Below are 11,575 nucleotides of genomic sequence, written 5' to 3'. Positions count from 1 at the left end.
CCGTCCGGCACGGCCAGGTCAGCGCCCACCTCACTCGCCCTTCGCGAGCCCTCGCACCGCGAGTCGGTACGCCGGCAGCACGTCGGTCCGTTCGGTGATCAGCCCCTCGTTGACCGCGAAGACCAGCGTCTGCCCCGCCCACTGGACGGCCAGCGCCCAGTTCCGCGACTGCTCCTCCTCCTCGACCAGCGGGTTGGTGGCGAGCCAGGTCATCTCGGTGGCGTCGAAGCCGCCGGCGCGGAGGTCACGGAACTGTTGCCCGGCGACCGTCTCGCCGGCCCCGGCGGCGAAACTCTCCAGCGCGGCGCGCGGCGTGGCCGTCGGCGAGTCCGCCGCCCAGATCCGCAGGAATCCGCCGCCGGCCGAGCGGCCGTCCACCTCGCAGCGCACGGTCGTGCCGCCGCGCTTGGTGAGCGCCTCGCCGACCAGCTCGGCCAGCTCGCCCTCGGGAGGCTCGATCGCCTTCGCCGTCCACCCGTCGGCCAGCGGAAACGTCACCGGTACCGGGCAGGGGGAACCAGTGCCGCCGGTGGTGCCGCCGGGCGACGCCGGGGTCGTCTCGTCGTACCAGGGCTCACCAGTGGCCTGTGGGGCCGGGGGGCCGGCGGCGGGCCCGGCGGGAGCGGCGTCGGCGTCGTCGTCGCCGCAGCCGGCCAGCAGGCCGAGGGCGAGCGCCGCCGACACGGCTACGCGGGTACGAGTGTCCATGGTGGTGATCCCCGTCAGTCGATCTTCAGTCGGCCCATCTAAGCCGTGCGGTCTCTCGACGTCAATCGGGGTCGTGTGCCCGTGCGAGCGAAAATCCGGTCGCCTCGCCCCCGGCCGGTCTGACAGCCTCACCCCATGGGAGCGGCAGCAGGATTCCGGCACGTGCAACGGGCGGACGGCACTGTGGTGATCACCCACCACGGCCGGGTCGCCGGCACGCTGCGCGGCGCTCGGGCCGCGGAGTTCCTCGCCGAGGTCGACGACGATCCGCAGTTGGTGATGGCCCGCTGGACGGGCAACTACCGCCACGGCAACGAGCGCACCGCGAAACAGCACCCCCGCAACCGAGGCTGAACGACGAAGGGCCCCTCCTCTCGACGAGGAGGGGCCCTTCGCGGGATCTCAGGGGCGGGCGAAGACGAGCGCCACGTTGTGGCCGCCGAAGCCGAACGCGTTGTTCAACGCGGCCGGGATCTCCATGTGGCGGGCCTTGTGCGCGGCGACATCCAGGGTGAGGCCTGGCTCGGGGTCGTCGAGGTTGATCGTCGGAGGGACGACACTGTCGCGGATCGCCAGGATGGTGGCGATCGACTCCAGCGCACCGGCCGCACCGAGCAGGTGACCGGTCATCGACTTCGTCGCGGACAGCACCGGGTGGTCGCCGAGCGCCTTGTGCAGCCCGCCGATCTCCAGCATGTCCCCGACCGGGGTCGAGGTGGCGTGCGCGTTGACGTGCACGATGTCCCGCTTGGCCACGTCCGCGTCGGCGATCGCCTTGGCGATGGCCCGGATGGCGCCCTCGCCCTCGGCGTGCGGCTGCACGATGTCGTACGCGTCGGAAGTGATGCCGGCGCCGGCGAGGCGCGCGTACACCCGGGCGCCCCGGGCCGCGGCGTGCTCAGCCCGCTCCAGCACCACGATGCCGGCGCCCTCGCCGAGGACGAAGCCGTCCCGGCCCCGGTCCCACGGGCGGGAGGCCCGCTCCGGGTCGTCGTTGCGGGTCGACATGGCCCGCATCGAGCTGAAGCCGGCGATCGGCAGCGGGTGGATGACCGCCTCGGTACCGCCGGCCACCACCACGTCGGCCCGGCCGGAGCGGATGATGTCCAGACCGAGGGCGATCGCCTCGGCGCCGGTGGCGCAGGCGCTGGCCACCGAGTGCACGCCGGCCTTGGCGCCCAGCTCCAGCCCGACCCAGGCGGCCGGACCGTTCGGCATCAGCATCGGGATGGTGTGCGGGGATACCCGCCGTGGCCCGGAGGCCTCCAGGATGTCGTCCTGGGCGAGCAGGGTGGTGGCACCGCCGATGCCGGAGCCGACGCTGACGGCCAACCGCTCCCCGTCGAGGTCGGAGCCGTCGAGGCCGGCGTCCGCCCAGGCCTGCTGCGCCGCGATGATCGCGATCGCCTCGGAACGGTCCAGGCGGCGCAGGCGGACCCGGTCCAGCACCTCGGACGGCTCCACTGCCAACTGGGCGGCGATCCGGACCGGCAGTTGCGCGGCCCACTCCTGGGTGAGGGCACTCACCCCGGAGCGGCCGGCGAGCATTGCGTCCCAGGTCGACGCGACGTCCCCGCCAAGCGGGGTCGTCGCGCCGAGCCCGGTGACGACGACGTCAGGACGACTCATGATCAGGACTGCGCCGCGATGTAGCTGACAGCGTCGCCGACGGTCTTGAGGTTCTGCACCTCGTTGTCCGGGATCTTGACGCCGAACTTCTCCTCGGCCGCGACCACGACCTCAACCATGGAGAGCGAGTCGACGTCGAGGTCGTCGGTGAAGGACTTCCCCTCGGCCACGTCGTCCGGGTTCACCCCGGCAACCTCTTCGAGGATCTCGGCGAGGCCGGTGGTGATCTCGTCACGGGTCATTGCGGTTGGTTCCTTTCATCGGGGTTCTCCGGCGGCCGGCGTCGCCGACCGCCACTCCTGGACGCGTACGCGCCCGAGGGGGTCATCAGGGGCAGCGGACGACCTGACCGGCGTAGGTCAGGCCACCGCCGAAGCCGAACAGCAGCACCGGTGCGCCCGAGGGCACCTCCCGGCGCTCGACCAGCTTGGACAGGGCCAGCGGCACGCTCGCCGCGGAGGTGTTGCCGGACTCGACGATGTCCTTCGCGATGATCGCGTTGGGGATGTTGAGCCGCTTGGCGATGCCGTCGATGATCCGGGCGTTGGCCTGGTGCGGCACGAACGCGGCCAGCTCCGACGGGTCGACCCCGGCCCGCTCGCAGGCCTGTAGCGCGAGCGGCGCGATCGCAGTGGTGGCCCAGCGAAACACCGACTGCCCCTCCTGCTGGATGTACGGGCGCCAACCCTCGATGCGGACCGCGTCGCTCTTGTCCGGCACCGAACCCCAGACGACCGGGCCGATGCCGGTCGGCTCGTCGTCGGCGGTGGCGGAGACCACAGCGGCACCGGCACCGTCCGCGAAGATGATGCAGGTGGAGCGGTCGGTCCAGTCGGTGAAGTCGGACAGCTTCTCCGCGCCGATGACGATCGCGTTGCGCGACGCCCCGGCCCGGATGGCGTGGTCGACGGTGCCCAGCGCGTACGCGAAGCCCGAGCAGGCGGTGTTGAGGTCGAACGCGCCCGGCGCGGTGATGCCCAGCTTGGCGGCGACCCGGCAGGCCACGTTGGGGCTGCGGTCGATGGAGGAGCAGGTGGCGACCACGACCAGGTCGATGTCGGCGGCGGTCAGGCCCGAGTTGGCCAGCGCCTTGCCGGCAGCCGCGGCGGCCATGTCGGCGACCGTCTCACTGTCGGCGATCCGCCGGCTGACGATGCCGACCCGGTCGCGGATCCACTCGTCGTTGGTGTCGACGAGCTGGGCGATGTCGTCGTTGGTCACCACCCGGGAGGGCTGGTAGTGCCCCATCGAGACGATGCGACTGCCAGTCATGAACGACCTCCGATACGGGCGATCAGGTCCCGTGCGGCCGGCAGGTCGTCCGGGGTGTTGAGGGTGACGATCTCCGGGGCGCCGTCGCCCTTGAGTTCCCGCTTGACCAGGCCGGCGAGGGTGCCGGCCGGGGGCAGTTCGATCACGCCGGTGACCCCGAGGTCGGCCAGCGTGCGCATGCACAGGTCCCAGCGCACCGGCGCGGTGACCTGACGGACGAGACGCTGCACCATGGCCGCGCCGTCGTCGACAGCGGTGCCGTCGAGGTTCGACAGCAGCGTCCGGGCCGGGTCGGCGGGGCTGATCCCGGCGGCCTCCGCGGCGAGCGCGGTCTCGGCCGGGGCCATGTACGGGGTGTGGAACGCACCGGCCACCTGGAGTCGGATGATCCGGGTCCGGGTGGGCGGCGCGGCGGCGAGCTTGTCGAGCCCGTCCAGGGCGCCCGCGGCGACGATCTGCCCGGCGCCGTTGCGGTTGGCCGGGTAGAGCCCGTTCGCCTCGATCGCGGCGATCACCTCGTCGGGGTCGCCACCGAGCACCGCGGCCATTCCGGTCGGCTCCAGCGCGCACGCGGCGGCCATCTCCCGGCCGCGGACGCCGGCCAGGGTGATCGCGGCGTCGGCCGACAGCACACCCGCGAGGGCGGCGGCACCCAACTCGCCGACGCTGTGGCCGGCGGTCAGCGCGACGTCGTCCAGCGGCAGGTGCTCGGCCGCGAGCAACGCCGCGGCAACCAGCAACGGCTGGGTGCGGGCGGTGTCCTTGATCTCGTCGGCGTCGGCGGCGGTGCCCAGGTGCAGCAGGTCGACCCCGGCCAACGCCGACCAGTCGCGCAGTCGCGCCTCAGTGCCGGGCAGGTCGAGCCAGGGGGTCAGGAAGCCGGGTTTCTGAGAACCCTGGCCGGGACTAAGTACGGCGAGCACGTCTATGACTCTCCCGGATAAAGGCGGGTAACGCGGTGCCGCCTTCGACCAAACCACACTAGGACCTTTAGAGGTTTCCTACAAAGATCGGCGGGGATCATCCTCGGTTTGGGCGGATTTCCGGGTAGCCGGGGTCATTGTCTGAGTCGGGACCGGCGAGGCCAGCGGGGCGACCGGATCCAACCGACCCACCGTCAGCGCGACCTGAAGGGCGAACGCGTCGCGCGGCGACAGTGGCGAGAACCCGGTCACCTCGGCGATCCGGCGCAACCGGTAGCGCACCGTGTTCGGGTGCACGAACAGCGCCCGGGCCGCGCTCTCCAGCGTGCCACCTGCGGCCAGGAAGGCGTCCAGGGTCGCCAGCAGTTCTCCACCGGCGCGCACCAGCGTCGCGTACACATCGTGACGCAGCCGCCGACGGGCCTCCGCGTCGCCGGCGAGGGCCCGCTCCGGCAGCAGGTCCGCGGCCGGCACCGGCCGGGGCGCGCTCGGCCAGGCCGGTGCGGCGCGAAAGCCGGACAGCGCGGCCCGCGCCGACTCGGTCGCCTCGTCGAGGCTCGGTACGGCGGGACCGACCACCACCGGGCCGTCCCCGAACGCGCTCAGCAGCTTCGCGGTGGCGGTCAGCGGGTCAGGTGCGCCGCCCAGCACGATCACCAGCCGGTCGCCGTGGACGCCGCCGATCACCTCCACACCGATCCGCCGGGCCTGGCGGTAGACCACGTGCAGCACCGCGGAGACCTCGCCGCCGGGCGACCGACCGACAGCCACCGCCACCGGCGGTGCGTCCGCCCAGCCGAGCGCGGCGGCCCGACTGGCCAGGACGTCCGGCGAGTCACCGCGCAACAGCGCGTCGACCAGCAGCGCCTGCAACCGGGCGTCCCAGGCGCCGCGCGACTCGGCGGCCCGCGCGTACACCCGGGCGGCGGAGAACGCGATCTCCCGGGAGAAGCGCAGCACCGCCTCGCGCAGCTGCTGCTCCTCGCCCTCGGCGGCCAGGTGCGACACCTGCTCCTCGACAACGTCGATCGTCACCTTGATCAACGCCACGGTCTGCTGGAGGGTGATCGACCGGGCCAGCGCCTGCGGGGCGGCCGCGAAGACCTCGTCCGAGACCTCCTGGGTGCTGTCTGCCGTGCCGCCGCCCTCGCGCAACCACTGCACCAGCGACCTCGCGCCCGCCTGGGCCACCAGCATCACCCAGGAACGCTGGTCGGCCGGCAACGCCCGGAACCAGGGCAGCGTCTCGTCCATCCGGGCCACGCTGGAGGTGGCCAACGCCCCCGCCGATCGTTCGATCCGGCGCAGCGTGGCCGACAGCTCCCCACCGCCCGGCGTGCTCACCGCCCTAGCCTGACACGTCGTGAGCAGGCCAACCACGTCGGCACCGGTCCGCCGACCGCTGCCGCCGCGCCCAGCCGGCCCGTCTCACGGCTGCGGGGGAGCGGGCAGGCCCACCTCCTGGGCCAGGATCGCGGCCTGCACCCGGCTGCGCAGGTCCAGCTTCGCGAGGATCCGGCTCACGTGGGTCTTGGTGGTGCTCTCCGCCAGCACCAGCCGATCGGCGATCTGCTGGTTGGACAGGCCCAACCCGAGGCAGGCCAGCACGTCACGCTCGCGCGGCGTGAGGGTGCCCAGCGCGGCCCGGGCGTCCGCCGACGCGCCTGGCGCGGTGGCCGCGAACGCGGTGATCAACCGGCGGGTCACAGTTGGCGCGATGAACCCGTCGCCCCGCGCCACCGTCCGTACCGCGCTGACCAGGCCGTCGGCGTCGGTGTCCTTGAGCAGGAACCCGGCGGCGCCGGCCCGCAACGCCCCGAAGACGTACTCGTCGAGGTCGAAGGTGGTGAGCACCAGCACGTCGGCGAGCCCATCGCCGACGATCGCCCGGGTCGCGGAGATCCCGTCCCGGTGCGGCATCCGCACATCCAGCACCGCCACGTCGGGACGCAACTCCCGGCACAGGCGCACCGCGGCGTCGCCGTCGCCCGCCTCGCCGACCACCTCGACACCCGGTGAGCCGTTCAGGATCAGGGCCAGTCCGGCCCGTACCGCCGGTTGGTCGTCGGCGAGCACCACCCGTACCGTCGCCGCGCCTGCGGCGTCCGGTGGCCGCGCCGGCCCGGTCACCCGCCCTCCCCGGTGGGTAGGGCCGCCCGCACCTGCCAGCGGCCGTCGCGCGGCCCGGCGGTGAACCGGCCGGCCAGCAGGGTGGCCCGCTCCCGCATGCCAATCAGCCCGGCCCCGGCGCCCGGCAGCCCGGCCCCGCCCCGGCGGACCGGGTTCTCCACAGTCAGCACCACCTCGGCCGGCCGGTACGCGATCGTCAGCTCCGCCTCACCCGTACCGTGCTTGAGCGCGTTCGTCAGCGACTCCTGCACGATCCGGTACGCGGCGAGGTCCACCCCCACCGGCAACGCGCCCGGCGTGCCATCGGTCCGGACCCGCACCGCGAGGCCGGCCGCCCGGGCCCGGTCGACCAGTCCGTCCGCCTCGGCCAGCCGCGCGGTGACCACCTCCGGCGTGGCCGGGTCGGCGCTGGTCCCGGGCTCGCGCAGCACCTCGATCATCTGACGCATCTCGGCGAGGCCCTGCACGCTGCTCTCCCGGATCACCCGCAACGCCGACTCCACCTGACCGCTGTCCAACCCGGGCACGGAGAGCACGGCGGTGGCGTGGATGGCCACCGCGCTGAGGTGGTTCGCGACCACGTCGTGTAGCTCCCGGGCCATCCTGGCCCGTTCGGCGCTGACCGCCTGCCGACGGTCCAACTCGACCAGCCGGGCGGTCTGCTCGGCCCGCGCCCGCTCGGCGGCAGCCTGATCGCGGTACTGCCGCACACTGATGCCGGTCAGGACCGGCAGCAGCCCGGCGAGCACCACCAGCACCCCGAGCGCCGCCCCGCGCCACTGGCCGTACGCGAGCACGCCGACGACCACTCCGACCAGGCTCAGCGCCACGGTGATCCGCAGCAACCACCGCCACAGCCGGTGCGGGCCGTACACGCAGGCGTCGTAGAGCACCTGCGTGTAGACCAGGACCGTGCCCAGCGAACTGCCCAGCGCCGTGTCGACCACCAGCGCTCCGGTCCCCACGGCCAGGCTGGCGCGTGGAGCGACCCGCCGTAGGCCGACGGCGACGCAGACCGCCACCAGCGGCGGCAGAAACAACGCCGACGGCACGTTCCCGTCCGGACGGACCTGCGGTTGCCACCCCAGGGCGTGCAGCACCAGACCACCGGCCAGCGACGCGCCGGCCAGCACGAGGTCGCGGCCGAGGGTGCCGGAGTCGAGCCACGGTGGCGCACGCATGCCCCGATCCCACCACAGTCGTCGCCCGCCGAACTCCCACCGGGGGAGGACCTCGACCGCACCGCCATGCGCCGAAAGGGGTACGCGGACCCTTACCGACCGCCAGTACGGTCCTCGGCCGTGACGCGCCGGGTGAACGGCACAAAAAGAAGCTGTGAGCTGCGTAACCGGCCCCCGCGCTCGGCGGCGTCTTCGAGGCCCGGCCGCTCCGGACCCCGGGTACGCTGCGCGCGGCCCGTCAGTCCCGGCCAGTACGGTGACAGGGCACCTCGGGGAGAGCACCCGAGGGTGAGGCGAGCGTGAGGAGACCGGGGATGGCGCACGGGGAGGCCGAGCACGGCTGCGCCCAGGGCGAGCCCTGCCGGCCGGGGCACCACGACCCGCAGGCGGCTGGCAAGCACCGCCGGCCGGTCGGCGGCGCACCATCGCACCCGGTGGAGCCACTGCACGGGCGCGTCGATGACGAGCCGGTGTTGCCGCGTCAGCGCTCCGCCGAGCCCGCCGGGCTCGCCGAGCCCGACTCGGACGTTCCCGCTGGTTGCCTCAGCGAACTTCCCGGCTGGGCCGGGGCGCACCGGCACGGCGCGGTCCGACCGCGGCCGCGGGCCACCCGCCGGGAGCGCCCACCGCGCCGCTGGTGCTGAGCACCGCCGACGCACTCGCCGCCTGAGCGAGTGCCTCGGGTCAGCGCGTGCGCCGGCGGATTAGCAGGGCGATCCCGGCGAGGCCGACCGTGATGGTCAGCATCACGCCGACGTTGAGCAGCAGCAGGTGTTGCAGGTCGCCGATCGCCTCGTCGAGGTCCTTCGCCGGGTCGAGAGTGTCCTCCGGGAGCACGCGCTCGCCGCCGCCCGCGCCGCCACTGACCGTGTCGAACTGCCGCTCCAACGGCACACCGGCGGTGCGCAGGGTCTCGGACATGCTGAGCCGACCCAGGAACCAGCCGGCGCTGGACTTGCGGCCGTCCGGCTGCTTCGCCGGCCGGTAGACGCGGGGGCCGCCGACGGCCTTGGGATAGAGGTCGTAGGTCTGCTTCGGCGTCTCGCCGGCGAGCACCACGACAGTGTATTTCGGACCGAGGTTGGCTGCCTTCGGACCGGTCGGCATGCCGGTGCGAGCGAGGAAGTTGACCTGGTCGATGACCGCGCCCACGAGAGCGGGCTCCTTGTCCGCGTGCAACCGCAGCGGCTCGGACAGCCCCGTGCCGGTGATGTCCACTCCGGCGGGTGCCGGCTTCGGCGCCGCCGAGGCCGAGCCGGCGGTGCCAAGCGACAGCAGTGCCACCGCCAGCGTGCCCGCCAACACGGCGACTAACCGCCTCATGTGTCGGACCATCCCGCCTCCTCGCCCCGTTCGATGGATGGCTTCGTCGTGACGTCTGGGCCGATCTGCCGGTGCGGCATCGACCGGATGGTCGCGTCCACTCCTACAGACTCCGCAGAACGTCGATGAGTTGCAGCTTTCGGAACAGTAATTGGAACTATCTGCGATCTCTGCTCGACTAATGAGGAGCCGTTTGATCAGCGGGCGGATCGTACCCTTACGGAGGGGTTCATGGGGGGCAGGGTTACACGTACGGTGCGGGTCATGCCAGTGGTGCTCGGCGTGGCGTTCGGTGTGTCGTTTCTGGTGCCGGCGACTCCGGCCGCCGCCCACAACCAACTGACCGGCAGCAACCCGCGCGACGGCGCCCGCGTGGCGACGGCACCCGCCCGCGTCGAGCTGCGGTTCCTCGCCAAGCCGTCGCCGACTACGACGAAGATCACAATAACCGGACCGGACAATGTGGTCGCTGGCGGGACTCCCGCCTTCGACGGCAGTCGGGTGCGGGTGCCGTTCAAGCCGGCCGCCGCCGGGCTCTACATCGTCGGCTACCAGCTCGCGTCGTCCGACGGGCACCCGGTGAAGGGCGAGGTGCGGTTCACCCTCACCACCGGCACCGCAGCCGACCCGTCCGCCTCGCCGTCGGGCGCCGCCAGCACCAACCCGGCCGGCTCGCCCTCGGCTGGCGCGTCGGCCGTCGGCGCACCCTCCGCCGGGCCCGCCTCGGCGACCCCCGGCAGCTCGACGGCCTCCACCGTGCCGGCGGCGTCGGAGCGGTCCGACTCCGGCGGCCGCTGGTGGATCTGGGCGCTCGGCGGCCTGTTGCTGCTCGCCGCACTCGGAGCAGGCCTCGTGTTCCGCCGCCGACGCGGAGCGCAGTGATCAGCGGAGCCGATTGATCACTTGATGCCCGGTAGTTCAGGATCGGTCCTGACAACTACCGGGCATCAAGTGATCAAACTGTTGTGCTTCGTCAGACCAGGCGCAGGCGGGCGGCGCGCATCCGCGTCAGGGTGCGCTCGCGACCGAGCACCTCCAGCGACTCGAACAGCGGCAGACCAACGGTGCGGCCGGTGACCGCGACCCGCACCGGCGCCTGCGTCTTGCCGAGCTTGAGGCCCCGCTCGGCGCCGACCGCCTCCAGCGTCGACTTCAACGACTCGGCGTCCCAGGACTCCAGCGCCTCGAACGCGGCGACGGCGTCGTCCAGCAGCTCGGCGGAACCGTCCTTCATCGTCTTGGTCCAGGCGGCCTCGTCGATCAGCGGCGAGGCCAGGAAGAGGAAGTCGACGTTCGGCACGATCTCGCTGAGCACCGCGATCCGCGTCTGGGCCAGCGGCGCCACGGCGGCGAACGCGTCGGCGTCGAACTCCTCCGGCTGCCACGGCGGCGGCGCGATGGTCCCGGTGCCGGTCAGCCACGGCTGGCAGGCGTCGATGAAGTCGGCCACCGGCAGCGCGCGAATGTACTCGCCGTTGAAGGCGCGCAGCTTCTTCTCGTCGAAGAACGCCGAGGAGAGGTTGACCTCGTCCAGCCGGAACTCGTCCTCGATGACCGACCAGGGAACGATCTCCCGGTCGCCGGAGGGGGCCCAGCCGAGCAGCATGAGGTAGTTGCGCATCGCACCGGCGAGGTAACCCTCGTCGCGGTACGCCTCCAGGGCGACCTTGTCCCGGCGCTTGGAGAGCTTCTGCCGCTTCTCGTTGACCACCACCGGCACGTGCGCCCAGATCGGCGGCTTGACCCCGAGGGCTTCCCAGAGCAGTTGCTGCTTGGGGGTGTTGGGCAGGTGCTCCTCGGCCCGGATCACGTGGGTGATCCCCATGGTCATGTCGTCGACGACGTTGGCCAGCAGGAAGACCGGCGAGCCGTCGCCCCGGGCGATGACGAAGTCCTCGATGAGCTTGTTCTCGAAGGTGGGCTCACCACGGATCAGGTCGACCACCACTGTCGCGCCCTCGTCGGGCGTACGGAACCGCAGGGCGTTCCCCGGGCCGGGGCCGAGGCCACGGTCGCGGTGGTAGCCGTCGTAGCCCTGGTACTGCGAGCCGGTGCGGGCCTGCACGTCCTCACGGGTGCAGTCGCAGTAGTAGGCGCGGCCCGACTCGTACAGGCGCGCGGCAGCGGCCCGGTGCTCGCCGGCGTTCGCCGACTGGAAGTACGGGCCCTCGTAGCTGCCCCGGGAGATGCCGATCCAGTCCAGCGCGGAGAGGATGCCCTCGGTCCACTCGGGCTTGTTGCGCGCCGCGTCGGTGTCCTCGATGCGCAGCACGAACACGCCGCCCTGCTGCTTGGCGTAGATCCAGTTCTGCAGCGCCGAGCGGGCACCGCCGACGTGGAACATACCGGTCGGGGAAGGGGCGAAGCGCACACGTACTGTCACGTCCCCCAGCCTACGGCGGTACGCGA

Annotated in this window: 12 protein-coding genes and 1 pseudogene; 3 read left to right on the top strand and 10 right to left on the bottom strand. The window is 72.6% G+C overall.

Annotated features, from left to right (window positions below):
• Positions 1-30: 30 nt before the first annotated feature.
• Entirely contained in the window at positions 31-708 is a 678-nt protein-coding gene (locus FB453_RS19970) for a lipoprotein (RefSeq protein WP_145792302.1), read from the bottom strand.
• Between the two features lie 135 nt (positions 709-843).
• Here FB453_RS19970 and FB453_RS19965 point away from each other — a divergent pair, with 135 nt between their 5' ends.
• Complete coding sequence (locus FB453_RS19965; RefSeq protein WP_112582579.1) at positions 844-1,062, top strand: hypothetical protein; 219 nt, start codon at positions 844-846, stop codon at positions 1,060-1,062.
• Between the two features lie 48 nt (positions 1,063-1,110).
• On the opposite strand, the gene fabF is transcribed toward FB453_RS19965, so the two are convergent.
• The 7 genes and pseudogenes from fabF to FB453_RS19930 all read right to left on the bottom strand — a co-directional run bounded on the left by fabF (position 1,111) and on the right by FB453_RS19930 (position 7,843).
• Positions 1,111-2,337, bottom strand: coding sequence for a beta-ketoacyl-ACP synthase II (gene fabF, locus FB453_RS19960; RefSeq protein WP_145792300.1), 1,227 nt, complete (start codon positions 2,335-2,337; stop codon positions 1,111-1,113).
• A 2-nt stretch (positions 2,338-2,339) separates the two neighbouring features.
• On the bottom strand, positions 2,340-2,579 hold the full coding sequence (locus FB453_RS19955) for an acyl carrier protein (protein WP_030330276.1): 240 nt from the start codon (positions 2,577-2,579) through the stop codon (positions 2,340-2,342).
• An 85-nt stretch (positions 2,580-2,664) separates the two neighbouring features.
• Positions 2,665-3,609, bottom strand: a complete 945-nt coding sequence (locus tag FB453_RS19950; protein WP_112582581.1) for a beta-ketoacyl-ACP synthase III — start codon at positions 3,607-3,609, stop codon at positions 2,665-2,667.
• Between the two features lie 5 nt (positions 3,610-3,614).
• A pseudogene (locus tag FB453_RS19945) lies at positions 3,615-4,532 on the bottom strand (ACP S-malonyltransferase); the annotation flags it as partial.
• A gap of 78 nt (positions 4,533-4,610) precedes the next feature.
• A complete protein-coding gene (locus FB453_RS19940; RefSeq protein ID WP_279616386.1) occupies positions 4,611-5,912 on the bottom strand; it encodes a PucR family transcriptional regulator in 1,302 nt (433 codons plus the stop codon).
• 48 nt (positions 5,913-5,960) lie between these two features.
• A complete protein-coding gene (locus FB453_RS19935; RefSeq protein WP_145792295.1) occupies positions 5,961-6,662 on the bottom strand; it encodes a response regulator transcription factor in 702 nt (233 codons plus the stop codon).
• Complete coding sequence (locus tag FB453_RS19930; RefSeq protein WP_145792293.1) at positions 6,659-7,843, bottom strand: histidine kinase; 1,185 nt, start codon at positions 7,841-7,843, stop codon at positions 6,659-6,661. Before FB453_RS19930 ends, FB453_RS19935 begins: the two co-directional genes overlap by 4 nt.
• 314 nt (positions 7,844-8,157) lie before the next feature.
• Between FB453_RS19930 and FB453_RS19925 the strand changes: the two genes are divergently transcribed.
• Entirely contained in the window at positions 8,158-8,487 is a 330-nt protein-coding gene (locus FB453_RS19925; protein WP_112582586.1) for a hypothetical protein, read from the top strand.
• A 40-nt stretch (positions 8,488-8,527) separates the two neighbouring features.
• Here FB453_RS19925 and FB453_RS19920 read toward each other — a convergent pair whose 3' ends face one another.
• Positions 8,528-9,178 carry a hypothetical protein gene (locus FB453_RS19920; protein ID WP_112601478.1) on the bottom strand — a complete coding sequence of 217 codons (651 nt, stop codon included), beginning with the start codon at positions 9,176-9,178 and terminating at the stop codon, positions 8,528-8,530.
• 252 nt (positions 9,179-9,430) lie between these two features.
• Between FB453_RS19920 and FB453_RS19915 the strand changes: the two genes are divergently transcribed.
• Positions 9,431-10,048 (top strand): copper resistance CopC family protein, encoded by a 618-nt coding sequence (locus tag FB453_RS19915; protein WP_486480345.1) that lies wholly within the window; start codon positions 9,431-9,433, stop codon positions 10,046-10,048.
• A gap of 91 nt (positions 10,049-10,139) precedes the next feature.
• On the opposite strand, the gene gltX is transcribed toward FB453_RS19915, so the two are convergent.
• A complete protein-coding gene (gene gltX, locus FB453_RS19910; RefSeq protein ID WP_112601477.1) occupies positions 10,140-11,549 on the bottom strand; it encodes a glutamate--tRNA ligase in 1,410 nt (469 codons plus the stop codon).
• Positions 11,550-11,575 lie beyond the last annotated feature (26 nt).

The organism is Micromonospora sp. CNZ322, from assembly GCF_007827755.1.
This window is presented reverse-complemented; position numbering and strand designations above follow the sequence as displayed.

Coding starts and splice junctions, on each gene's coding strand:
- FB453_RS19950 (WP_112582581.1), bottom strand. CDS start 3,609: ATGACTGGCAGTCGCATCGTCTCGATGGGGCACTACCAGCCCTCCCGG.
- FB453_RS19925 (WP_112582586.1), top strand. CDS start 8,158: ATGGCGCACGGGGAGGCCGAGCACGGCTGCGCCCAGGGCGAGCCCTGC.
- FB453_RS19955 (WP_030330276.1), bottom strand. CDS start 2,579: ATGACCCGTGACGAGATCACCACCGGCCTCGCCGAGATCCTCGAAGAG.
- FB453_RS19920 (WP_112601478.1), bottom strand. CDS start 9,178: ATGGTCCGACACATGAGGCGGTTAGTCGCCGTGTTGGCGGGCACGCTG.
- FB453_RS19915 (WP_486480345.1), top strand. CDS start 9,431: ATGCCAGTGGTGCTCGGCGTGGCGTTCGGTGTGTCGTTTCTGGTGCCG.
- fabF (WP_145792300.1), bottom strand. CDS start 2,337: ATGAGTCGTCCTGACGTCGTCGTCACCGGGCTCGGCGCGACGACCCCG.
- FB453_RS19930 (WP_145792293.1), bottom strand. CDS start 7,843: ATGCGTGCGCCACCGTGGCTCGACTCCGGCACCCTCGGCCGCGACCTC.
- FB453_RS19965 (WP_112582579.1), top strand. CDS start 844: ATGGGAGCGGCAGCAGGATTCCGGCACGTGCAACGGGCGGACGGCACT.
- FB453_RS19970 (WP_145792302.1), bottom strand. CDS start 708: ATGGACACTCGTACCCGCGTAGCCGTGTCGGCGGCGCTCGCCCTCGGC.